The sequence below is a fragment of the Christensenella sp. KGMB01412 genome (assembly GCF_055522415.1).
On record NZ_JBVFVW010000002.1, the window covers coordinates 459,177 to 483,644 of the forward strand.

Annotated in this window: 23 protein-coding genes; 17 read left to right on the top strand and 6 right to left on the bottom strand. The window is 50.0% G+C overall.

What is annotated here, in order from left to right:
- Genes rplI through ACS5WU_RS05240 form a run of 3 tightly spaced genes read left to right on the top strand, consistent with a single transcriptional unit; the run spans nt 1 to nt 2,310 of the window.
- Nucleotides 1-444 (top strand): 50S ribosomal protein L9, encoded by a 444-nt coding sequence (gene rplI / locus ACS5WU_RS05230; protein ID WP_046442418.1) that lies wholly within the window; start codon nt 1-3, stop codon nt 442-444.
- Nucleotides 437-1,819: a replicative DNA helicase gene (gene dnaB, locus ACS5WU_RS05235; RefSeq protein WP_046442417.1), complete on the top strand. Its 1,383-nt coding sequence runs from the start codon at nt 437-439 to the stop codon at nt 1,817-1,819. Before rplI ends, dnaB begins: the two co-directional genes overlap by 8 nt.
- Nucleotides 1,816-2,310 (top strand): GNAT family N-acetyltransferase, encoded by a 495-nt coding sequence (locus tag ACS5WU_RS05240; protein ID WP_052740181.1) that lies wholly within the window; start codon nt 1,816-1,818, stop codon nt 2,308-2,310. The genes dnaB and ACS5WU_RS05240 overlap by 4 nt, the downstream gene beginning before the upstream one ends.
- 160 nt (nt 2,311-2,470) lie before the next feature.
- On the opposite strand, the gene ACS5WU_RS05245 is transcribed toward ACS5WU_RS05240, so the two are convergent.
- The 3 genes from ACS5WU_RS05245 to ACS5WU_RS05255 form a co-directional block, all read right to left on the bottom strand.
- The gene (locus ACS5WU_RS05245) at nt 2,471-2,971 is read right to left on the bottom strand and encodes a permease prefix domain 1-containing protein (RefSeq protein ID WP_302761514.1); all 501 of its coding nucleotides are present in this window, start codon (nt 2,969-2,971) and stop codon (nt 2,471-2,473) included.
- 51 nt (nt 2,972-3,022) lie between these two features.
- Nucleotides 3,023-3,355, bottom strand: coding sequence for a PadR family transcriptional regulator (locus tag ACS5WU_RS05250; protein ID WP_046442415.1), 333 nt, complete (start codon nt 3,353-3,355; stop codon nt 3,023-3,025).
- 107 nt (nt 3,356-3,462) lie between these two features.
- Entirely contained in the window at nt 3,463-3,975 is a 513-nt protein-coding gene (locus ACS5WU_RS05255) for a nitroreductase family protein (protein ID WP_046442414.1), read from the bottom strand.
- Nucleotides 3,976-4,143: 168 nt separating this feature from the next.
- On the opposite strand from ACS5WU_RS05255, the gene ACS5WU_RS05260 reads away from it, so the two are divergent.
- Nucleotides 4,144-5,055: a pseudouridine synthase gene (locus ACS5WU_RS05260; protein WP_046442413.1), complete on the top strand. Its 912-nt coding sequence runs from the start codon at nt 4,144-4,146 to the stop codon at nt 5,053-5,055.
- On the opposite strand, the gene ACS5WU_RS05265 is transcribed toward ACS5WU_RS05260, so the two are convergent.
- A complete protein-coding gene (locus ACS5WU_RS05265; RefSeq protein WP_059109629.1) occupies nt 5,052-5,714 on the bottom strand; it encodes an RluA family pseudouridine synthase in 663 nt (220 codons plus the stop codon). The genes ACS5WU_RS05260 and ACS5WU_RS05265 overlap by 4 nt on opposite strands.
- On the bottom strand, nt 5,711-6,568 hold the full coding sequence (locus tag ACS5WU_RS05270) for a class I SAM-dependent methyltransferase (protein ID WP_046442411.1): 858 nt from the start codon (nt 6,566-6,568) through the stop codon (nt 5,711-5,713). Before ACS5WU_RS05270 ends, ACS5WU_RS05265 begins: the two co-directional genes overlap by 4 nt.
- Nucleotides 6,569-6,661: 93 nt before the next feature.
- On the opposite strand from ACS5WU_RS05270, the gene ispE reads away from it, so the two are divergent.
- Complete coding sequence (gene ispE, locus ACS5WU_RS05275; RefSeq protein WP_302761510.1) at nt 6,662-7,510, top strand: 4-(cytidine 5'-diphospho)-2-C-methyl-D-erythritol kinase; 849 nt, start codon at nt 6,662-6,664, stop codon at nt 7,508-7,510.
- A 155-nt stretch (nt 7,511-7,665) separates the two neighbouring features.
- Entirely contained in the window at nt 7,666-8,091 is a 426-nt protein-coding gene (locus ACS5WU_RS05280) for a hypothetical protein (RefSeq protein WP_235811596.1), read from the top strand.
- 128 nt (nt 8,092-8,219) lie between these two features.
- Here ACS5WU_RS05280 and ACS5WU_RS05285 read toward each other — a convergent pair whose 3' ends face one another.
- Nucleotides 8,220-8,933, bottom strand: coding sequence for an SGNH/GDSL hydrolase family protein (locus tag ACS5WU_RS05285; RefSeq protein ID WP_302761507.1), 714 nt, complete (start codon nt 8,931-8,933; stop codon nt 8,220-8,222).
- Between the two features lie 144 nt (nt 8,934-9,077).
- On the opposite strand from ACS5WU_RS05285, the gene ACS5WU_RS05290 reads away from it, so the two are divergent.
- From ACS5WU_RS05290 to ACS5WU_RS05340, 11 genes are all read left to right on the top strand, one after another.
- Nucleotides 9,078-9,932: a substrate-binding periplasmic protein gene (locus ACS5WU_RS05290; RefSeq protein ID WP_302761505.1), complete on the top strand. Its 855-nt coding sequence runs from the start codon at nt 9,078-9,080 to the stop codon at nt 9,930-9,932.
- Nucleotides 9,933-9,972: 40 nt separating this feature from the next.
- Entirely contained in the window at nt 9,973-10,479 is a 507-nt protein-coding gene (locus ACS5WU_RS05295) for a hypothetical protein (protein WP_302761503.1), read from the top strand.
- Between the two features lie 187 nt (nt 10,480-10,666).
- Nucleotides 10,667-10,855: a polya polymerase gene (locus tag ACS5WU_RS05300; RefSeq protein ID WP_465088994.1), complete on the top strand. Its 189-nt coding sequence runs from the start codon at nt 10,667-10,669 to the stop codon at nt 10,853-10,855.
- A gap of 164 nt (nt 10,856-11,019) precedes the next feature.
- Nucleotides 11,020-14,241, top strand: a complete 3,222-nt coding sequence (locus tag ACS5WU_RS05305; protein WP_320607296.1) for a PD-(D/E)XK nuclease family protein — start codon at nt 11,020-11,022, stop codon at nt 14,239-14,241.
- Complete coding sequence (locus ACS5WU_RS05310; RefSeq protein WP_302761790.1) at nt 14,238-17,594, top strand: UvrD-helicase domain-containing protein; 3,357 nt, start codon at nt 14,238-14,240, stop codon at nt 17,592-17,594. Before ACS5WU_RS05305 ends, ACS5WU_RS05310 begins: the two co-directional genes overlap by 4 nt.
- Nucleotides 17,595-17,641: 47 nt before the next feature.
- Nucleotides 17,642-18,406: a hypothetical protein gene (locus ACS5WU_RS05315; RefSeq protein ID WP_302761788.1), complete on the top strand. Its 765-nt coding sequence runs from the start codon at nt 17,642-17,644 to the stop codon at nt 18,404-18,406.
- A gap of 15 nt (nt 18,407-18,421) precedes the next feature.
- Complete coding sequence (locus ACS5WU_RS05320) at nt 18,422-19,183, top strand: AAA family ATPase (protein WP_059109622.1); 762 nt, start codon at nt 18,422-18,424, stop codon at nt 19,181-19,183.
- Between the two features lie 186 nt (nt 19,184-19,369).
- Nucleotides 19,370-20,434, top strand: coding sequence for a LacI family DNA-binding transcriptional regulator (locus ACS5WU_RS05325; RefSeq protein WP_046442402.1), 1,065 nt, complete (start codon nt 19,370-19,372; stop codon nt 20,432-20,434).
- 305 nt (nt 20,435-20,739) lie between these two features.
- Complete coding sequence (locus ACS5WU_RS05330; RefSeq protein ID WP_302761800.1) at nt 20,740-21,771, top strand: alcohol dehydrogenase catalytic domain-containing protein; 1,032 nt, start codon at nt 20,740-20,742, stop codon at nt 21,769-21,771.
- Nucleotides 21,772-21,847: 76 nt separating this feature from the next.
- Entirely contained in the window at nt 21,848-22,876 is a 1,029-nt protein-coding gene (locus ACS5WU_RS05335) for a substrate-binding domain-containing protein (RefSeq protein WP_046442429.1), read from the top strand.
- 77 nt (nt 22,877-22,953) lie between these two features.
- Nucleotides 22,954-24,468, top strand: a complete 1,515-nt coding sequence (locus ACS5WU_RS05340; protein WP_302761797.1) for a sugar ABC transporter ATP-binding protein — start codon at nt 22,954-22,956, stop codon at nt 24,466-24,468.

A 24,468-nucleotide genomic window follows, 5' to 3' on the forward strand; every position in this document is an offset into this window, starting at 1 on the left:
ATGAAGGTTATTTTGACAGGAGACGTAGCAGGAAAAGGAAAAGAAGGGGATATCGTAAATGTGAGCGACGGCTATGCGCGCAATTACCTGTTCCCTAAAAAATTGGCAAAACAGGCGACAGCGGCAAACCTGAATGCGGCGAACATTGCGATTGCTGCGGAAAAGCATAAAAAAGCGGTGGAAAAACAGGATGCGAAGGAGCTTGCGGAAAAGATTGCCGGAATGACACTGACGATCAAGGCAAAGCATGGCGGAAACGGAAAGCTTTTTGGCGCGATCACCGCAAAGGAAGTGGCTGCGGAGCTTCAGAAGGAAACAGGCGTTATGATCGACAAAAAGAAATTTACTGTGCCCAATATCAAAGAGCTTGGAGAATACAATGTCAGCGTTAAGGTTTATGCGGAAGTGAGCACCGCGTTAAAGGTAGAGGTTATCGATGGCTGAACAAAACAGCGTGCGTTTGCCCGCGGGGCGCATACCGCCAAACAACCTTGAGGCGGAGCAATCGATACTGGGCAGTATGCTGCTGAGTGAAAAATGCGTATTTGAGGCGATGGAGTCGCTGCACGAGGACGATTTTTACCAGCAGCAGCACCGCAGTATTTTTGGTGCGATGGACGAGCTTGTGCGCGAGGGCGTGTCGGTAGACATGGTAACGGTAAGCCAGAAGCTCGAGCAGGCGGGGAAGATGCCGATGGGCGGAATGGAGTACCTTTCCAACCTGACGATGGCAGTTCCTTCTGTTGCAAACATCAGGCATTATATCCATATTGTGAAGGAACGTGCGTCGCTGCGAAAGCTGATTGACGTATGTATGAAGATATCAGATGATTGCTACCGTGGCGAACAGGATGCGCGCGTAATTGCAAACACCGCGGCGACGGCGATACTGAGTCTTGCGCTGCAGGACGATAAGAGCACAATGCAGCATCTTTCGACCGCGCTTCAGCAAAGCTATGTGATTATCAGCGAGGCAATGAAAAACAAGGACGGCCTGATGGGCCTTCCGGCAGGATTCCCGCTGATGGATAAAATGCTTTCCGGTTTGCAGGGAGGGCAGCTCATTGTTGTCGCGGGCCGTCCGGGTATGGGTAAAACCAGCTTTGCCATGAACATGGTAGAGCATATTGGCCTGACGCAAAAGGCAGTATGCCTTGTGTTTTCTCTGGAAATGGCGGCAGACCAGCTTGCGACTCGTATGCTGTGCTCTCAGGCAAGGGTAGACAGCCAGGATGCGCGTACGGGGAAAATCGGCGCTGCGGAAATCAACAAATTTGCCGAGGCAATCAAGGAGCTTTCCGGAACGGAAATCTATATTGACGATTCTGCCTCCATTACGCCGACGGAGATGCTTGCAAAGGCGCAAAGCCTCAAAAAGAGCAAGGGGCTTGGCCTCATTGCGATCGACTATTTACAGCTTATGCAGGGCTCGGGACGCGTGGAAAGCCGCCAGCAGGAGGTCGCGCAGATCACGCGGTCGCTAAAGATCATGGCAAAAGACCTGAACGTGCCGATCCTGTTGCTCTCACAGCTTTCGCGTGCTTCGGAAAAACGTGATAAAAAGTCGCGGTACCCAATGCTTTCAGACCTGCGTGAATCAGGGGCGATCGAACAGGATGCGGACGTTGTTATCTTCCTGCACAGGGAAGATTATTACCCGGAGGATAAAACGCCGGAAAATATTGGAAAAGCGCGTGTCATCATTGCAAAGCAAAGGAGCGGCCCAACGGGGGCGATCTCTATGCAATGGCAGGGTGAATACACGAAATATATGGAAGTGGATTATGTCCATGACGACGAGGAGGCGCCGGAATATTGATTACGAACCAGTGGTTTTGCGGGATAAAAGATGCTCCGGATGCAAAGATGATCCGCCATGCGGTATTTGTAGAGGAGCAGGGCTTTCCGGAAGAGGAAGAGCTTGATGTATTTGACGATCAGGCAATGCACGTCGTGATTTATGACGGGCAAAGGCCGGTGGGTACCGGCAGGGTATACCACGACGGGAAAACCTTTCGTATTGGCAGGATATGCGTGCTGAAGGAAGACAGGGGACAGGGCATCGGCGACCTGATGATGCGCGTGCTGCTTGTGAAAGCGTTTGAATTCAAGCCGTCAAAGGTTTGCCTCACTGCGCAAAAAAGAGTCAAAGGGTTTTATGAAAACTTCGGCTTCGAGGTGTGCGGGGATGAAATAGACGATACCGGCGTGCCCCACGTACCAATGTGCGTCACGAAGGAAACGCTTGTTTTTAAAAGCGGCTGCGGAAAAGAAATGCGCTATGCGGATTTGTTCCCGGGCAGGGAATAGCCAGATACCCGGCATGATAAAATATGCTTGCAGGGATGGAAGCAAAGGAGTCGGATATCAGATCATATCGGTACGGGAACGACCGGAATTTACGAAACGGTATGATAGAGAACGAATAGCGAATCAAAAACACCCGGATTTTTTCCGGGTGTTTTTGTCCTTATTTTTTACGGCTTTTGTGGATTGTATTTTTCAGGAGCGGAAACAGGAAAAGAAAGAGCGTAGCAAACAGAAAGAGATAAAAGAGGGCGGCTAAGGGAAACGTAGTCGCAACATAGATCGCCGTCGGTCCGTCCGCGCCGCCGATGGCGCCGACATCTGATATAATCGCAGGCGGAAAATTGCTGCCTGAAAAGAGAAAGGGCGCAATATTCAGCAGGAACAGCACGCAGGTGACCACAAGACAGGAATATTTTGCAATCGTGTAGAGCACCGGCGAATAGACCTTGTTCATATTTCCTGAGATCGTACGGGGATCGCCCATACGCGATACCGCCTCAAATTCAGCACGATCCGTTTCGTATCCTTCCGAAACCAACTGGTCAATGATTTCTTCCAGATGGCTGGTAAGCTCCTCGCGAAGAGCTTCCCGCGCACGGCGGTCTTTGATCTTGCCACAAACGGATGCAATATACGCTAAAGCTGTTTCACCAAGCTTCATGATAGATCACCCCTTTGTTTCGATCGGGCAAATTGGTTTTGCTGAATCCCATCACACGGTACCTCCCATCATGCTTTCCATGGCGGAAGAAAATATACGCCATTCTTTCTTTTTGCTGGAGAGTTGCCTGATGCCCCTATCCGTGATTTTGTAGTACTTACGCAGCCTGCCGTTTTCGGCTTTGACGCTATAGGACTCGATATACTTATCCTTTTGCATACTATGCAAAACAGGATACAGCGTGCCCTCCTGAAATTCAAACACGTGGTTGGAACGCTGCGCGAGCTCGCTGATAATCTGATAGCCGTACATATCGGCCTTTTCAAGAAGATGGAGAATCAGGAGCGAAGTGCCTACTGAGGTCATGTTTTTGTCAAACTTCATGGTTACCTCCTTTGAGATTACAGAACGATAATTTTGCACAAAAAATACCTTGAATACCTATGCTTGGATTATACATAGATGTTCAAGGTATGTCAAGCGCTGTTTAATCAGTATTTGTCGTAATGGATTTTAGACGGTTCGACTCCGCTGTGCGGCCTTGCGTGTTCGGCGGGATGCCCGATCGATATAACGCTCACCGGGATAACGCCTTCCGGAATACAGAGCAGCTCTGCAACGCCTTTTGCGCCTTCGGTGGGATAGCAGCCGAGCCACACGCCTCCAAGCCCGAGGCCTTCTGCAGCGACCAGGATATTTTGCGTGGCAGCCGAGCAGTCCTGAATGAAAAATTCTTTGGTGGAACCATGATAATCCGCAACATCACCGCAAACGATGATTGCGAGGGCGGCATTTTTCAATAGCTTCCAATAGGGACGCAGCTGTGAAAGCGACATTAGTACGTCCTTATCACGCACTACAATAAATTCCCACGGCCGTGAATTGTGCGCGCTGGGAGCGCATAAACCCGCACGCAGTAAAAGCTCCTCATGCTCCGTGGATACGGGCTGATCCGTATACTTGCGGACGCTGCGGCGGTTAAAAACGCATGATAACTGATCCATAGAAGTCCTCCTTCTGCTTTTTATGTTTTTAATATATATTATATATGTTTTTAATATATATTATATCAGTAAGAATTGCAAATTATTTGCTTGAAGGCTATAATACAATATATAGTATATCACAAAAAACACGCTACCACTAGAAGCGTAAAAGGCAGAGGGACATTCATGATCAAACTGGAAATCGAGAAGGAGCAGGAAGGCAGCAAGGTAACGCAGTGCGTTGCTGCCTCTTTACCGGAGCTTCAAAAACTGAATCTGAAAAAGATGATCAAAACAGGCGATATTAAGCTGAACGGCTGCCGCATCAAGAAGGATTTTGAGGTGGAGGACGGCGACATCATAGAGGTGTATGTGCCTGTGGAATATGAGCGGTTTCCGTTGCTTGATGTGGTATACGAGGATAAGAACATCCTTGTGGTCAACAAGCAGCCGGGAACGGTCGTGACCTGCACCGCTGCGACGCCAAACGCGCCGGAGCTGATGTCTATGGTAATTAACTATATGAAGGACGGAAATGAATATTCCGAAGAATCAGGCTGTATTCCATTTATGTGCTTTAAGCTCGATATTTATACGGGCGGGCTTGTGATGTTTGCCAAGAATGCCGAATATTTCGAGGCGATCCGTGAAGCAATCCGCCAGCGGCGTATTAAACGTGTTTTTCGTGCCATTGTTAAGGGGTGTCCGGAATATGAGCGCGGGCAATTTCAGCATTTTTATGTGAAGGACGATAAGGACAATTACCGTGTCGCAAAAACGAAGTTGCGTGGCAGCGTGCCTATTTATACGCGTTATCAGGTGGTGGAAAGCAATGGAATATACAGCATTATCGATATCGAACCGGTGACTCAGTACCTGAATCAGGAGCGCGCGCATATGGAAGCGGCGGGTTTCCCGATCCTGGGGGATAACCTCTATGGGGATATGAAGGCAAACAAAAAGCTTGGCATCAAATACCAGGCGTTATGGGCGACTACGATCAGTTTTGATACGGGCGTGAACAATATGCTCGAATATCTGAACGGGAAGATGATCCAGACAGAGGATATCGATTTCCCGCTTGTGAATTTTGATTAATCAAAAAACAGGGGCCATGGAAAGAGATTGGGCGGCGGACAGGTAAAGGTCAGCCGCTCTTTTTTTGTGGGATGAATCAAGGAAATGGAATACGACCACAGGCACAGCCTTGGGTTTTCCATGCCGCCATACTTCACATCTCCAAGAAGCGGAGCCCCCATATGGGAAAACTGCACGCGTATCTGGTGTGAACGTCCCGTCTTAAGTGCAATATCCGCAAGGGAGTACGGCCCGTCCGAACAGGCGATGGAATAGGACAGCTCTGCGCGTTTGGCGCCCGGGGTATCCTCCGGAACAACGCGAGAAGTATTCGTTCTGGCATCCTTTAAGAGATAGCCGCAGAGCGTCCCCTTGGGCGGGACCGGATTTGTTATAATGGCATAATAGTTTTTTTTGAGCGTGCCATCTTTTATCTGCGCGGATAGCCGCGCAGCGGCTTTGGATGTGCGCGCAAACACCATCACGCCGCCTGCGGGACGGTCAAGCCTGTGCACAAGTCCAATGTATGCGTCGCCCGGTTTCCCGTATTTTTCCTTGACGTAACGCTTGATGACGTTGAGAAAATCAGCATCGTGGGAGTTATCTGCCTGCGAGGGCATATTCTGTGGCTTTACAGCAACGACCAGATGATTGTCCTCAAATAGTATCTGCGGAATCATATGTGCCACCTTGTCGTTGTGCCACAGGGAAGGAAGATATTCTGGCCCTCCACCGGAAGGCACAAATCGTCAGCATCCACTGTGCCGCCCCGCCCGGAAAGACAGATGGACAGGAGGTTTCTGCTGACCACGGAGGAAAGCCCTGTGGTGTAGGAGTTGATGATAAAAAACAACGGCGTATCTGAGAGCAGCTTTGCGGTTTCGGATACCAGATCGAAAAGATTGTCCTCAGTCCGGAACACCCTGCCGTCAGAGCCCCTGCCATAGCTTGGCGGATCCATGATGATTCCATCGTAGCGGTTGCCCCTGCGCTGTTCCCGCAGTACAAATTTCAGGCAGTCGTCCGCAAGGATGCGCACAGGCCTGTCCGAAAGGCCTGAGAGCGCAAGGTTTTCCTTCGCCCAGCCGTTCATGCTTTTTGCCGCGTCGATGTGCGTAACCTGCGCTCCGGCAGCCGCACATGCAAGCGTTGCTCCGCCGGTATATGCAAACAGGTTCAGGATGCGGGGAGAAAAGCCGGAATTTTTGATCATACTATCCATAAAATCCCAGTTGGCAGCCTGTTCAGGAAACAGCCCCGTATGCTTAAAGCCTGTGGGACGCACATAAAACTGCAAATCGCGATAACTGATAGTCCAGCGCTCGGGAAGCGTTTTGAGATAGCTCCACTGTCCTCCGCCGCGTTCGCTGCGGTGGTATTCCGCATGGGCGTCCCGCCAAAGCGCGGGAGCCTGTTTTGCCCAGATCACCTGCGGATCGGGCCGGGAAAGGATTACGTTTCCCCATTGCTCGAGCTTCATACCGTCGCCGGTATCGAGCACCTTATAATCACTCCACTCATCTGATAAAAACATTCTAAATCCTCGATTCAATTCTTCCTGAATATTCTAACATAATGCAACGCTTTATGCTATAATGTTGCTGACCATTTGAATGCGGGAGAAATTATGAAACTGAAGGCATATGCAAAACTGAATCTGGCCCTTAACATAATTGGACAATATCCAAACGGGATGCACGAGCTTGATATGCTGATGCAGAATATATCCCTCGCGGACGAATTAACCGTAGTGCGCGCGGACGGGCTGGCGCTTTTGTGCGACGGTATGGAAGCGCAGGGAGATAATACCGTTCTGCGTGCGGCGCGCCTGTTTTTTGAAAAAACAGGGATAACGGGCGGCGCAAAAATCACGCTCGAAAAAAGAATCCCCTCGCAGGCAGGGCTGGGCGGAGGCAGCAGCGATGCGGCGGCGACGCTTGCCGCGCTTGACCGGATTTATGAAACGCATCTTTCGAAAAAAGTGTTGAAGGAGATCGGCGTCGGGATCGGCGCGGATGTTCCGTTTTTTATCGAGGGAGGATGTATGCGCGCGCGCGGCGTGGGAGAAGTATTATCGCCAGTAGCGAACCGGTGCGGATTTGCATATTTGCTTGTAAAGCCGGAAGGCGGCGTGCCGACAGGGCAGGCGTACAGCGTGTTTCATGAGCTGCCGAAGGAAACGGTTGATATGGATGGAATTACAGATGCGCTGGCCAAAGGCGATGTGCGCCGATATTTTTCACTGGCAAATAATGTGCTGATGCCTGCGGGGATCAGGATATGCCCGGAGGTTTCTGATGTGATTTGTGCATGCAGGGCTTTGGGGGCGGATTTTGCGATGATGACGGGAAGCGGGAGCTGTGTATTTGCTATTTTTTCGCAAGAAGCGGTACAGGAAGCGCAGGATGCCCTTGCGAAGCAGTATCCATTTTGCGTTGCTGCGGAGAACTGCGGCGCAGGATATGAAATCATTTAGGAAGCATACGGTAAATGAGCTGTAAGCGGAAGAAATGAAAGGGCCTTTTTTGCCTTATAATTTCAAAAGGGCTATGCAAAGCCAATTTTGTGACCGGTTTTGTGACTGGCTTGGATTATAATAGTAATGATAAGCTGAGGAAGGATATATGAATTGTGCAAAACAGTATTCATGTATGCGTAGACAAGAGAGACGGGGCAGGTTTTTTTGGAAGCATTCACCACAAATGCCTGGAAAAACCAGAAGAGTTTTGCGACATCAATGAAATGGTGATCAAAATAGATTCTGTTTTGAATACACTGAAATATCCGCAGGCGGCAATCGAGCACCGGGTGTTTGGAAAGAGAAAAGAAGCGCAGGAAAAAACTCAGGCAAGTGGGGCAAAAAGTATGGCAGAACAGACGGAAGCAATTAATGTAACTGGGAAAAAAGCGACATTTATCGTTCAGATACAATACAGGCAAAACGCGACCTGGCAGGGTCAGGTTGTCTGGTCTGAAAAAAACGAAAAAAAGAAATTTCGAAGCGCGCTCGAGCTCATCAAGCTGATTGACAGCGCAACAGCGGAAAGTGAAATTTAAAAAACGGAGTATTTGTTACGTCAAAAGGCGTGAAGAAAGCATGGGAAAGAACCGCTGCCGCGAGGCGATAAGCGGCAATCATAAAAGGCGCATACACCTTGATATGCGCCTTTTTTAATGCAATTTATTTATACCATCATATATGCCGCGTGTTTTTCGATATAATCGATAAAAGTCTTTTCAATCAGGGCCTGCCCCTTCTCGTTGGGATGGATACCGTCCTCGCAGATAAGATTCTGATAATGCTGCTGGCTCAAAAACGCATTACGGACGTTGATCAGGTGCGTGCCGGTCGCGTGGGCGATTTTTTCGATTGTGTAAGAATACTTTTCCTGCCACCAGTAAATTTTGGATACATCATGCAGCCACTTTAAGATATTATGGGCGCGTTGCGGATCGTTTTTGGTAAACCAGCGAAAATACGAAGGCGCGTTAAGCGGCGGCAGATTCATAAGCACCGGTATTTTATTCTCTTTCTTTAAGGAATTTACCATATGGGTGATATTTTCCTCGAAAGCCGTAACAAGCGTATTGGGGAAATGCTCTTTCATGGGGGTTTGCGCGACCTCATCCCAGTTGTAATCGCAATCGTTTCCGCCGTACTCAATCAGCACAAGATCAGGATTGAGGTCACTGAGCTTATCGCCCAGCAGCTTTGATCCATAATCAGAGGTGGTGCCGAATTTGGAAAAATCAAGGATTTTGGCCTTGAGCATGGTTCCAAGCCTGCGAATGAACCCCGACTTGGAAAAAATATATCGGTTTTTCTCAGGATGGAACACAACGCCCTTTGCGACGGAGTCTCCCATGACCAGGATGGATTCGATGTTTTTCTGAGGCATAAATTACATGTCCTTTTTTTCATTTATTTTATGACTGATATTTAACCTAAATTTATCATGTTAAAAAATGTTTTGCAAGTGTTTGGTTGAATTATTCCGCGAAAATCAGTATAATAAGCCACATAGACAAACAGGAGAAATAATTTGGACAGAGAATTTAAATCGCACCGCCGCAACAGGGGCGCCGAGTTTATAAAACGAAATAAAAAACCGCTTTTGATTACCATTTTGATTATTGCCGCGGTAATCGCCTGTGCGGTTCTGTTTACCAATTTGGCAACCAGACAGGGATTTGATACAAGCTTCCTTATGACGCGCGACGTTGTGAGGATTGGTTTGCGTACTGATATAGAAGGCTTTGGCGGAAAAGATGAAAACGGGAACCTGATAGGCTTTGACAGGGATTATATCGACGCAGTACTGAAAGACCTGCTCGGAAACCAGGAAAAAATGTATGAGTATTATCCTATTACATCGCAGGATGCGGGCGGTGCAATCAAGTATGGCAACATCGATATTGCGCTGGGGCTTTTGACGACAGGCGAAAATGTCTCAAAAACAAAAGGCTTTACACTGACCGAGCCATATTATACGGACGACGTCGTTGCCGTTATGCGTGCGGATTCGCGTGTGCAGAGGGTGCCGGACATTGAGGCGACGTCGATTGGCGTTATCAATACCGCAATGTCTGTGGACGACCTGAAGCAGTATCTGGAGGATGAAAAGTTAAACTTTGAGGTCGAGCGGTATGCGGATTACGAAAGCGCAATGCTCGATTTGGAAGCCGGGCGTATTCCGGCGGTGATCATGCCGCGCGCAATATCCAGACAGTTCCAGGATGCAGGCTACAGGATTTTGGCGGAACCGCTTTATACGGTTGGATATTGTATTATGCTGCCGACAGGGCAGAGCGCCGTCGAGACAGAAATGAACAAAACAATCGAAAAGCTAAAGGAAAACGGGACGACGCTGGCACTGGAGGAAAAGTGGGGAATCTGAAGGCCGGGAATTTAAAGGGCAGGAAAGACGGGGAAAAAACATGGCTATGTTTGAACAGCTAAATGAAAGTATTGACGAGCTGAATAAGGCCCTGAAAGAAATGGAAGGCGTAACGGCGCTTGTTTCCGATTTGCAGAAGAGCGATGAGAAGCTGGAGCATACCAAGTCGCAGATGAAAGCGCTTTTGAAAAATTCCGCGCTGCTTGTAGACGGTACGCTAACCGTATACGAAACGATCAGGCGGGAGCAGGACAGGCTGAGGCTTGCGCTGAGGGAACAGACAGCAGACCTGCAAAAGCGGCTCAATATATATTCTGAAGAGATTACCTCGCGTATGAGCGATTGGGAACAAGCTGTGCGGCAACTGCGCGAGCAGGAGCAAAAGCAACGCAAAGAAGCCGATGACGCGGTAATCAAAACCATTCACGAAAAGCTCAGGAAGGTGCAGCGGGAGACAAAGCACGATATGACAGTCATCAAGGTTATGATTGCCGTTTTTGGAAGCGTTGCCATCGCCCTGCCGATTATTTTCAGGTATTTTCTGTAAAAGTTTCATTAAAATGTTTACGGGCAATCCATACGGGTTATATTGACAGTATGTAGGGCTTTGTGTTACTATTACACAAAGGGTGAGCTCCAAAAAACTCCCCGGAACCCACAAATTTATAATGTGTCAGGAGGACAACGGAGTGAAAATTAAAAACATTAGCGAACCGCAGAAATTCTTTGAATTATTGAAGGACTGCAAAGGCAAGGTAGAGCTTGTTACCTCAGAGGGTGACAGACTGAATCTGAAATCCACACTGTGCCAGTACATCGCTTTGACGCAGATGTTCAAAGACGCACAGATCGACGAGTTGGATTTGATCGTATCCGAGCCAGAAGATTTGAATCTCTTGCTGAACTACTTAGTAAGAGGTTAAAAACCTTTTGTAAACCAAGGTTGTAGCCATTAGGCTATAACCTTTTTTTATTGCCTGAAATACTTTGAATTTAATCCATAAATTGGTTGCGTCCCATGATATAATAATGCTAAGTAAAATTTTTATGTTCTGGTTTGAAAAACCTTGAGAGAACGGAGCGATACGTGGGCGTTGAATTTGTGCTGGGAAGAACCGCCAGCAAAAGAGACGATTATGTCATGGAAAAAATAGGATCGATCATCCGCAAAGATCCGCTTGCGAATGTATTGGTTGTTGTGCCGCCGCAGGCCACCTATATCACGGAAAAGCAGCTTATGCACAAGCTTGGGCTGAAGGGGCTGATGGGCGCGGTCGTACAAAGCCCTGCGCGTATTTGCGACAGGGTGCTGGAAAGTACGTATGGCAGGACGATCCCTGAAATTGACAGCGTGGGAAAGAGTATGATCCTGCGCCTTATTTTGGACGGCGAACAGGAACATCTCGAGGCGCTTGCCAAAAGCGCAAGGAAAAGCGATGTTCCCATGGAGCTTTCAGGGCTGATCGCGGAGCTTAAAACGCTTGACATAACGCCGCAAATGCTGCTTGAAATCGATACGAGCCATGAAAACACCAAAAAAAAGCTTGCAGATATTGCGCTTCTGTATGAGCGTTTTGAGGAAAAGACAGCAGGGCTTTTTGACACTGAAGACAAAATTAACCTTGTCATCGAGCATATCCCGGAAGCTGAATTTTTAAAAGGCGCGCATCTTGTGATTCATGGATTTGATATTTATAATGTGCAGACGGTGCGTTTTTTAAAAGCGTTGATGCACGCGGCAAAGGATACGACCATGTCCTTTTATTACGCACAGACCAATGCTCCGGATAGCGGGGTTTATGAAATCTGTAATGAAAACAGGAATAAATTTTTGCAGGATGCAATAAAAATGGGGCTTGAAACGACGATCATTACGGAAAACAGGGAAATTTCGAAGGACATCCTGCACCTTGAAAAGAATCTTTACGCTTATCCTGCACGGCATAAAGAACGGGCGAAGGACATCAGCGTAACAAGTGCGCCGGACGTTGACGAAGAGGTGCGCGCGGTGGCGGCGCAGATTGTGTGGCTTAACCGGAAATATGGATATGATTACCGCGACATGGCTGTTGTGTGCGGCAGCGGGGAGCGCTATTCGCCTGTGATAAGAAGACGTTTTGCAGAGGCGGGCATTCCATGCTTTACAGGAGAAAAAAGGACGCTTGCACAGTGCGCATTCAGTATGTTTTTATTGACTGCGCTTGAACTTGCACAGGGACGGCTGAAAAAGGATACGTTACTTGCACACGCGAGGACAGGCTTTTGCGATCTGAGGGAGGAACAGGCGGACGCACTGGAAAATTATGCGTACTGCAATGTGCGCGACGGGTTTGCATTTGGCTATCCGTTCAAGGAGCCGCGCGCGGAGCGGGCAAGGCTGCGCCTTATGGAGCCAGTGACCGAGCTGCGTGAAGCGGCGAAGGGGGCAAAGGACGCGGACAGCCTGATTGGCTGCGTGCTTGCGTATATGCAGAGGCTGCATGTGGACGCGAAGCTTGCGGAACAGACCAAGGCAGCGCGTGAGGCGGGGCTTCTGCAAAGCGCGGAGTGGAACGGGCAGGTTTTTGATAAGACCATGCGCATCCTGACGCAGGCAAGGGAGATTTTAAAAGATACGCAGGCAGGCAAGGGGCAGATACTTTCTTTACTGAAAACAGGGCTTACATCACAGAAAATCGGCGTGATCCCGCCGGGAGCAGATGAGGTGGCGGTGGGAGATGTTTCTTATATCCGCCTTGACGATGTTAAGGCTGTTTTTGTTGTGGGGGCGAACGACGGGCTTTTACCAAATTACGAACAGCCGTCCGATATTCTTGCTGATTATGAACGGGAGCTGTTGCTTTCGCAGCTTGCGGGGCTCCAGTTTACCGGGAATGTGGAAAAGCAAAAGCTGGCAATACAGAAAATCGTTACAAAGCCGAAGGAAAAGCTGTTTTTCAGTTATGTGGACGACGGGAGGGAAAAACCGTCGCCGTTGATCGATAAGCTCGGCGAATTATTCGGAGCGGTAAAGCAGAACCGTGCCGCTGATATCGCGCCGCTTCTGAAGCAGAACGCCTATGCACAGGCTGCGCGTATCGTTCGTGGGCTTGCCGACGGGACGGTTGAGGAATATGACAGAAAGGTAGTTGCAGCCGTACTGGCAGACGACACGCTTCCGGAAAAGCAGCGGGCCATCCGGCGCGGTGTGATGAATGCGAATGCGGCAGCGCGGCTCAATGCGGATATTGCCGCTGCCCTGTATGGAGAAATGAAGGGCAGCGCGAGCAGGCTCGAGCAATATTTTGAATGCCCTTACAAGCATTTTATTGCTTACGGGTTGAATGTGGAGCAGCCGAGGGAATATGTGATCGACCAGCTTGATGTTGGAAACTATGCGCACAAAATTCTGGAGGAGCTGACAAACACATTCAAGGAGAAGCAAACGCGTTGGGCAGATGTTCCGGAAGAGGAGTTTGTGGAAACCCTGAAGGCCTGCGCAGGGACGGCGCGTGAGGAGCAAAGTAAATATACGTTAAACAGGCACAATGAAAACGTGCTGGCCCTGGTGGAACGAGAGGTAGGGCTTGCGGCGCACGCAATCCGTACGCAGACCGGACGCGCAAGCCTGCAGCCTGCGGAGAGTGAATACTGGTTTTCGCAGGAATTTACGGATGGGCTTACGATCAATGGTAAAATAGACCGTATCGATACGGCAGTTATCGATGGTACGCTCTATTTTGATATTGTGGACTATAAAACAGGCGATCCGCAATTTAAGCTCCTGAAACTCGCGAGCGGCCTTAGCCTGCAGCTGATGATCTATATCATTGCAGTGCGCGAGCTGCTGGGAAACGGCGCGGAATTTGCAGGCGCGAACTATTTGAAAATACATCTTCCGTCCTTTGAAGAGGAAGGGAAAGACGTTGACGGGGAGTTTGACATGGAGGGTATTTGCGGCGTTGATTTTGATACGGCACAAAAGCTCTACGGCGGGGAAGGCGATATTGTCCTTACGATCGCGATTGAACGTAAAAAGGACGGCAGTGTCAGGAAAAATGCGCAGGACAGGCTGTTCAGCCCGGATGAGGTGGAAGAGCTGGTAGCGTTTACCAAAAAACTGATCGGTCAGGCGGTACTTGAAATGAAGCAGGGAAATACGCAGATCATGCCGTACCGGCTCGAACAGCGTATGGGCTGTGACTATTGTGAATTTGCGAGTATTTGTATGTATGACGAGGGATATATGGGGAACCATCCGCGTGTGATTGAGAAATTGACGCGGGAGCAGGCAATGGAGAAAATCAGCGGACATGGGGAACAGGTATGAGACTGACAGATAAACAGGCAAGGGCAATTAAGACACAGACAAAAAGCGTACTTGTATCAGCTGCCGCGGGCAGCGGGAAGACGAGCGTGCTTGCAAAGCGCGTCGCGCGCCTTGTTGAGGGCGGGGCGGATATCCGCACAATGCTTGTTATGACGTTTACAAATGCGGCGGCGGCAGAGATGCGGCAGCGGATAGCCCGGGAGTTGCGAGAGGAGGCGCATCGGCAGGGGGAAAAGCGCCTGTATGAACAGGCGGAGTTTGTCGCGGTATCGGATATCTCCACCTTTCATAGCTTTTGCGGGAAGGTGGTGCGCAAAAATTATGCGATCCTGGGGCTGTCTCCAACGGTGCGTATCATGGATGCGGGAGAGATGAACCGCATGAAAACGCAGACTGCGCGCGAGTTGTTTGACGGGCTGTATGAAGAGGAAGACGGGGATTTTTTGCGGCTTGTGCAGCGCTATACGAGGCGTGGGGACGACAGGCAGCTGATGGAATATCTGTTCCGTATTTACGATCATATTATGAGCAAGCCGGAGCCGTTTGCGTGGGCGGAGCGATCAGAGCATAAAAATAATGAGGAATATATCGCAAGGCTGAAAGCGCAGTACGACGAGAATATCATGGAACATCTCCTGCGTGCAAAGCGTCTGATGGATGCCAGCGCCACGCTTTCCGGCAGCAAATATCCACAGCAGCTTGCACAGGACGAAGCCTGCGCCACGCTGCTTGGCGAGGCGTATTCCTATGCGCGTGACAACGGCGTTGCCGCATTGCGCAAAAACAGCGTGGGCATGAAGATACCCAGCATCACGAAAGGACTTGGAGACGAGTGTAAGAAACGGATTCAGGATTTGTACGCCCAGGCGCGTAAGGAGCTGAAACAGGCGCTTGCCGGGGATGATTACGAAAACTTCCATGTTACCGCCAGTGCGGAGCTGGCGCATACGCAGCAGGACGTTTGCGCAATGCTTGCCCTGGTGCGGCAGTTTCACGAATATTATGCGGAATGCAAATCGGAGCTCAACGTTCTGGATTATTCGGATATGGAGCATTTTGCGCTGCGTGCGTTTGAGGATGAAGAGGTGCGCAGGATGTATGCGGATTTGTACCAGTACATCTTTGTGGATGAATATCAGGATACCAATCCGGTACAGGAGAGCATTATAAAAGCCGTGTCGGGCGATGGAAACCTTTTTATGGTGGGGGATATTAAGCAAAGTATTTATAAATTCCGTTTGGCTGATCCGCTTATTTTCAAGGAGAAATCACAGGAATTCCGCGCGCAGGCCGAAGGCGGCGAATTGATTTTGATGAATGACAACTTCCGCAGTAAGAGCGGCGTGATTGATGCGGTTAATGGCATCATGGAATGCGTAATGTGCGAAACCCTGGGGGAGATCAGGTACGACGAGGGAGAGCGGCTGGTTGGCAGCGCCCGGGGTGGCAAGACCGAAATCCTGCTCGCCTGCGAGGCGGACGACGGTGAGGATGAAACGCGCAGCAGGCATGCGGTGGAAGCGGAAATGATTGCGCGCAGCATCGAGAGGGAGCTTGCGGGCGAGGTGACCGACAAAAAAACAGGCGCAATGCGTAAAGCGGCGTTTGGAGATTTTGCAGTACTCGTTCGTTCGCGCAGCGATATGATTTATCTGCTGAAGGCGGAGCTTGACAGGCGGGGCATTCCCTGCTCCATTGATGTGGAACAGGCCAGGGAGCTTAAGGAGATCGAGCTGTTTGTGAACATCCTGCGGTTGGTGGATAACAGGCGGCAGGACATACCGCTTCTGAGTGTGATGCGGTCGTTTATCGGTGGAATGAACGAGGAGGAATTTGCACGTATTCGAATCGGCGCAGACAGGGATAAGGAACCTTTTTATGAGTCGGCACAGATGTATGCGGCGGAAAAAGAGGACACGCTGGCAAGAAAACTGCGGTCCTTTTATGAAAAGCTCGATTACCTTAAAACCTGTGCACAATCCCTTGCGATGCCTGAATTTCTGTCGCTTGTGGCGACGGAATTTGATTTTGAAACTTACCTTGCCTGCGTACCTGACGGCGAAATGAAGCGTACGGCGTTTTCGCAGTTTCTTGGTATGGCGGCGCAGCTGTGCGCCGCGCAGGGCAACAGCCTTTATCTTTTGCTTCGTGCCCTGCATGAAACAAAAAAACGGGACGGCGCGTATGTCAAAGCAGCGATGGCAGCCGGTGGCGCGGACTGCGTGCACATTACAACGATTCATAGCTCCAAGGGACTCGAATATCCGATCGTCTATGTTGCAAACCTCGAGCGCAGGCTTACTGTGCAGGATTTTAAAAACAGGATGCTGATCCATTCAGACTATGGGCTGATGATGCAGTATATCGACGAGCAAAGCCTTGTGAGGCGTTCAACGATAGAGCTTGAGCTTGCAAAAAAACAAATCCGGCGCGAATACCTGTCGGAGGAGCTGCGCGTGCTGTATGTGGCGATGACGCGCGCGCGTGAAAAGCTATTTCTTGCCGGAAGCGTGGGGAACCTTGAAAAGGCGCGGCACGAATGGGCGATGATGCACGATATGGGCTCCTACGAGGATGCAAAATCCATGCTGGACTGGATTATGGCGGCGAATGCCGGCGGACAGATACCGGTTCGTTTTGCAGGGGATGAAGAGGCAGGGGAAAAGGAAAAAACCACGTTCGACTTTGATGAATACTGTAATAAAATGGCAAAAGTTGAGGACCGGGCGGAGCTTCTATCCGCTGCGCGCCAGCCGGATATCCCTGCAAAGGTTTCGGTGAGCGCAGTAAAGCAGTCGAACGCTGCGAATATCCGCAGGTTCCTGATACCAGACCTCCAGCCGGACGACGAGGAGATCACAGGCGCACGGCTTGGCACGCTTGTGCACAGCATGATGGAACGCGTTGTGCTTACCGGTCAGGATGTTCGTGAGGCGGCGCTTGAAATGGAAGCGCGAAAGCTGCTGACCGGGCAGGAGCGCGAGGCGGTTCTTGCACACACGGAATGGATTGAGGGCTTTTTGAAAACATCTCTTTATGAGAGGATCAAAACCGCCGGGCGCGTTTTGAAGGAGCAGCCGTTTAATCTGGAGGTAAAGGCGCAGAGCATCGGCTACGAAGGAGAAGGCAGCATGATGGTGCAGGGTATTTTAGACCTTGCTTTCCTGGAAGACAAATGGGTGCTTGTAGACTATAAAACAGACCGCGTGACGCACAATACGATGGAACAGGCCGCGCAGGGTTATGCAGTTCAGCTTGAGCTCTATGCACGTGCGCTTGAAGAAATCACCGGAATTCCGGTCAAAGAAAAGTATCTGTATTTCCTGCGCCTGCAAAGGTGCATGGAAGTTTGATAAAATAGATCGATCATACGGAGACAAACAGGAAAAGGAGAAAAGTGATGGCAAGGTTTATGGCAGATTTTTATGTGGACAGGCCGGATGCGGATCAGTTTATTGCATTTGTGTCGCAGGATTTTTTCGGGAAGGAAGGATACCAGTATGTAAATTTCAAAGGCGAAAATGTATGGAAAAAGGGCGTTGGAGCGCTTGCAGCGCCGCAGTTTATCAAGCTTGAGTATATGGGCGGGCGGGTGCACCTCGAGGCGTGGCTGCGCACTGTATGGCTGCCCGGCGTATATGGCGGGGAGATGGATTTTACCGGGGCGTGGGGATTTGCCGTTAAGGACAGCTTCCATAAAACAGTGAACCAGCTGATCGGACTTTTGCAGCAATCGCAGGTATTGCAAAATGGAGCGGCGCCCCAGCAGCCCACAGAGCCGGCAGGGCAGACTGCGCCGGACATGCAGCAGGCTCCACCAGCCGTTCAGGGAGCGCAAAACTTCCGGCAGGAAGCGCCGCAACAGGTATACCAGCCGCAGCAGCAGGCGTCGCAGGGCATACCGGTGTTTGTTCACGATCCGAAAGGAAGTGCGACGCTTGCCCTTGTAATGGGGCTGGTAAGCATCCTTGGCATCTGGATACCGATCATTGGGATTGTTTGCGGTATTATCGGAATTGTCAGCGGCAGGAAGGGAATGCGTTCCACGGCGAAGGGAATGGGAACCGCGGGCTTTGTGCTCAGCGTTGTTTTTCTGGCGGTATCGATTATCGTAGCCGTATTCTCTGCAATGATGCTGCTCGCGTTCGGTTATTACGCGTACTGAGCATGGGGAGAAACAATGTATGTAAAACAGGTTGTACTGCGGCAGGATAAGCGCGCGGAGCTGGAACGGTCGTACCTGGCCGGGATTCCGGCAATAAGGGCGCTTTACCGCCCGCTTGAATTGACAAAAAAGGTCACTTTCCTTGTTGGTGAGAACGGCAGTGGAAAATCGACGCTGCTCGAGGCGGTGGCAGTGGCATACGGCTTCAATGCGGAAGGCGGTTCTAAAAATTTTAATTTCTCTTCACGCAGCACGCATTCCAGCCTGTATGAGTACATCAGGATTGCAAAAGGAATTCCTTTTGCAAAAGACGGATTTTTCCTGCGCGCCGAAAGTTTTTACAACGTAGCCTCCAATGTGGACGAGATGGAGGAAGAGCGTTCAGGCATCTATCATTCCTACGGCGGGGAATCGCTGCACGCGCAGTCGCATGGGGAAAGCTTTATGGCGCTTGTGGAGAACCGCTTTTGGGGAAACGGGCTGTATATCCTTGACGAGCCGGAGGCGGCGCTTTCCCCGGCAAGGCAGCTTTCCCTTCTGGTGATGCTGCACGAGCTTGCCAGCCGCAACTCGCAGTTTATCATTGCAACGCATTCTCCGATCCTGATGGCGTATCCTGATGCGGATATTTTTGTACTGGATGAGCATGGCATAGAAAAGACGATGTACGAGCAAACAGAGCATTACTTTATCACAAAACAATTCCTCAACCATCCGCAGAGAATGCTGGATGAATTGTTATACACGGGAGAACAGGGAAAAACAAAGGGAAATTAATTTAACCTGCAAGGGCGAATCCTGGAAATATATTTCAGATTCGCTTTTTTGCGACAGAAAGGCTTGCTATTTATAAAAATGCGTGATACTTTATAAATATATTTTTTTAATGAATTGCGTTCACGAGCACACAACGAAAAATAAAGCAGGCAACTCTGAATGGAAGCTGCGTAAAGGATACGGTTTATGCAAAAAAGACATACATCACAAGATATTGCGGATTTGCTTGGTATTTCCAGAGGAACGGTCTATCGGGCGCTTAATAACGCCGGAAGGATCAGCGAAGAAACAAAACGCAGGGTTCTGGAAACCGCAGAGAGGATTGGCTACAAGCCCAATAAGCTTGCGCGTACGCTGGTGTTGCAAAAGGACATCCGTATTGTAGCGATTCTGCCGAGCATACCCGAGTACTTTTTTGGAAAGATCGAGCAGGGCATCAGGGATGCGGAAAAGGAACTGAAGGATTTTGGCGTAAGCGTTACCTATTACCATACCAAGGCTGTCAACGACGTATGCGGGCAGATCGAGCTGTTTGAAAAAGCGATACAGGAAAAGTATGACGGAATGCTGATCATACCCGCAAACCCGGTTCTTTTGCGCCCCCATGTGGACGCTGCGGTTGAGGCCGGGATGCCGGTGGTTGCACTCAATAACGATCTGCCGGACAGCAAGAGGCTTTGCTTTGTGGGCGAGGACTCCATGATGGCGGGCAGGGTGGCCGCAGAGCTGATGGGAAAGTTTCTTGCGAAAAAGGGACAGGTGGCAATTCTCTCAGGGTTTCCACAGGCTTCCGGGCTGCGCGAGCGCGCAGAGGGCTTTATCAGCGTCATGAAGGAAAGCTTTCCGCAGATTGAGCTGATTGGCACCTACGAGTATTTTGAGGACAAGGAAGAAGCCTACCAGATCACCAAACGGCTGACAATCGATTACCCACAGCTTGCGGGCGTATTTTTGACCACAACGACGGGACTTGAAGCCTCCGCAAGGGCAATACTTGATTGCGGGAAACAGGACGTTATAAAGGCGATCGGTTTTGACGTAAATGACGAAATAGAAGAGCTGATGCAAAAAAATGTGATTTATGCGGCAATCCACCAGGATCCGCACGCGCAAGGCTATTACTCCCTGAAAATATTATCGCGGTATCTCACGGACGGTAAAATGCCTGAGAAGGAACATCTGTACACCAGGCTGGGGATATTGCTCAGCGAACGGCCCAGTGTGGATGGGTACCCGCTCTATAAATATTGAAAAGCAAGTAACGATAGATTTTTAACCAGACTCCAGAAATGACAGCAAAAAAATGAATAGCGCATGAAAACAGGCTTTTTCCAGGCATTCGAAAAGGCGGTACTTTGTTTAATCTTTTGAGTGCACGTGAACGCAAGCCGAATGAAGTACAGAAAAAGTTTCCGCATCATTCTTGGCCACACCTGATACATGGCAAAAGTTGGAAAAAAGGTAATATTAGCATCTCAAAGGAAATTTTTTTGCAAAATGAGTGCACGTGAACGCGGTTGGAAAAATAACAAAGGCAGAAGGGAAGGGTTGACAATATGCTGGCATATATTTTTAACAGGGACGAAAAATTTGAACTGGTAGAGAAGGAGCGCCCAAAGGCAGGGAAAGGCGCGGCAGTGATAAGGGTGCTCGCATCGTCCATATGCGGTACGGATTTCAGGACATACCTGCATGGCAGCAAAAAGATTGCCCCGGGCACTACAATCGGCCATGAGATGTGTGGAGAGATTGTCGAAGCCGGCGTGGGTGTGCAGGGGTTTGCACCGGGGGATATCGTGTCGGTTGCCCCGGCGCTTGGATGCGGTGAATGCAGGATGTGCCGCAGGGGGCATACGAATATGTGCGATCATCTGGAAACGCTGGGGTTCCAGTGTGACGGAAGTTTTGCGGAATATATGGAAATACCTGCACGGTACTTTGAAATGGGAAATGTGAACCATGTGCCCCAAAATGTACCTTATGAGCAAGCGGCGCTTGCGGAGCCGATTGCGTGCGTGGTGAACGCGCAGGAATTCCTGAATATTGGCGAAGGGGACCGTGTTGTGGTATTTGGTTCCGGATTTATCGGATGTATGCACGCTGAGCTTGCCTTGGCAGCAGGGGCGGAGAAGGTAATGATGATCGAACCAAACGAAACGCGCAGACAGGCTGCAAAAGAACTGATCCCGCAGATATTTGCTGTTGAAGGGGATGTGCGGCAAAGCGTACTGGAGCTGACGGAAGACTGCGGAGCGGACGTTGCGATTGTTGCGTGCTCTGCAGGCGCGGCACAGCGCGACGCGCAAAGCATCATTGCAAAACGCGGAAGGATCAGTCTGTTTGGCGGACTTCCGGGGGAAGGAACAGGTTTTTTGGACAGCAATATCATCCACTATAAAGAGCTTGGTATATATGGGGTGCACGCATCAACGCCAAAACAAAACAGAAAGGTACTCGAATGGATGTCCGGCGGCAAAATCGATGCAGGAAAATATATCTCGCAGCGGTACCCGCTTTGCAGGATTGGGGACGCATTTGAAGATATTCGCACAAAGGGCGTTATGAAGGCGGTAATAACGTTTGAATAACGGGCGTAATCGAAGATCATAAGTTTCATTCACAAGAATGAAATCCTATAAAAAAGTAATGAAAGAGGGAGAAAAAATGAAAAAAAATTTGATGGTTATCGTAGCTTTATTGTTAACGGCGGCTATGCTGGCTGGTTGCAGCGGCACTTCCGCAAACGCGCCTGCCGCATCCGCAGGAGATGAGGGAACACAGGCTGTGTCTGCGGCAAATCCGGACGACGTCTACTATATGGTTACGTTCTCTTCGGGGATCGAGTATTGGAAGGGCTGTTATAACGGTTTTGAAAGCGCGGCGGCCAAATATGGAGCAAAAACCGAATATACGGGCGCGAATACAAACGACGTAAACCAGGAGGTTACCGTTTTGGAGCAGGTCATCGCCAAAAACCCTGCGGGCATTGCGGTAACGTGCGTGAATCCGGAGGGGCTGAAGGATCCGATCCAGAAGGCGATAGACCAGGGTATTCCAGTGGTGACGTTCGACTCGGATTCTCCTGACAGCGGGCGCTACTCCTTCCTTGCCACCGGTAACTATGCGGCGGGCGTAGAAGCGGCAAAGGCTATCGCAGAACTATGCGGCGAACAGGGAGAAGTCGGGATACTGCAGGTGCCGGGCCTGCTGAACCTGGAGGAACGCGCAAACGGCTTTAAAGAAACAATCGAGGCCAATTATCCAAATATGAAGGTGGTACAGACTGTAAACGGTAATCTCGACCAGGCGGAAGGCGCGAAGGTAACGGCGGGAATGCTACAGGCAAATCCCAATATGAAAGGAATCTTCTGCACGGACTCCACCGCAGGAGTAGGCGCGGGTACGGCTGTCAAGGAAGCGGGCAAGGAAGGCGCGATCCAGGTTGTAAGCTTTGATACGGATTCTGCGACGCTCGATATGATTAAGGAGGGCACGATCCAGGCGACGATTGCACAGGGCACCTACAATATGGGCTTCTGGTCGTTTGAATTCCTGTATGACCTGCACAATAACCATGCTAATCCAGTGGAAGGCTGGAAGGAAAAAGGCATCAGCCCACTGCCGACTACGGTCGATACAGGCGTAAGCATTGTAACGAAGGATAATGCGGATTCCTTCTACATGGAAAAATAGGTTTGCTTTCCTTTGTATCCGGCTTCGACAGAATCGAAGCCGGATACAAAACAAGGATGACGAAATGGGGGAACGCTATGTCACATGACGAGATTATTTTGGAAGTAAAGGATATTACAAAAAAATTCCCCGGCACGCTCGCGCTCAATCAGGTGCATTTCAAAGTGCACAAAGGGGAAGCGCACGCGATCGTAGGAGAGAACGGGGCGGGCAAATCAACGCTCATGAATGTGATTTCCGGGCTGATGCAGCCGGATGAAGGGGAAATTATATTTATGGGTGAGAAGGTGCAATTTTTGACGCCAAAGGCAGCGCAGGATGCGGGGATCGGTTTTGTGCACCAGGAGCTGAGCCTGTGCTCTCACCTGAAGGTAAGCGAAAATATTTTTATGGGAAGGCTGCCGCGCAAGGGAATGAAGCTTACGGACGCGCGTGCGCTGCATGAGAATGCCAAACGCTATCTGCAGAAATTCCATGCGGATTTTGGGCCGGACGACCTTGTAAAGGACCTTACGGTTGCACAGCAACAGATTATCGAGATTGCAAAAGCGCTTGCGCTCGACTGCAAATTATTGATACTCGACGAGCCGACTTCATCCATTACGGAAGCGGAAACGGTGGTGCTGTTCCAGATATTAAAGGAAATCAAGGAGCAGGGGGTGAGCATCCTTTATATCAGCCACCGTATGGAAGAAATATTCGAGATGTGCGATTCGATCACTGTCATACGGGACGGCTGCTTTGTAGACAGCGTGGAAGTGAAAGACGTAACGCCGGACCAGGTTGTACGGATGATGGTAGGGCGCAATATAGAAAACCTGTATCCGGAAAAGGCGGCGCAAACCGGCGAAGTGATTCTGAAGGTGAATGGGCTCACGAGCAGGGGCGTATTTGAGGACGTTTCCTTCGCGCTCAAAAAGGGCGAGGTGCTCGGCTTTTACGGACTGGTGGGCGCTGGGCGTACGGAGGTCATGCGGGCCATGTGCGGGATCGACCAAAAGGATGACGGTGAAATTATTTTTAAAGGGCAGACGGTCAAAAACCAGGACTATAAAGAAGCGATATCGCACGGGTTTGCATATCTCACGGAGGACCGCAAATCGCAGGGGCTGTTCCTCGATATGACCATTGAGGAGAATATTGCGGCGGCAAAGGTAGACAATATAAGGTCCGGGCTTACCATCGACAAGGCAAAGCAGGGAAAGCTGTGCGACCGGTATGTGGGAGACCTTGAAATCAAGATTGCTTCAAACCAGCAAAAGGTAAAAAGCCTTTCAGGCGGCAACCAGCAAAAGGTGATGATCGGCAAATGGCTTGCGACCAATCCCCAGCTTCTCATTATGGACGAACCGACGCGCGGAATCGACGTGGGCGCAAAATCAGAAATCCATAAAATGCTGCGTAAGCTTGCAAACGAAGGGATTGGCGTGATCATCATTTCTTCAGAGCTGCCGGAAATCATAGGCGTTGCGGACAGGGTGGTCGTGATGCACGAGGGGAAAATCAGCGGGGAGCTTTCGGGCAGCGACCTGAGCGAAGAAAATATTATCGTGTACGCATCGGGCGCGCAGCAGAAAACAGCCGCAAGCTAA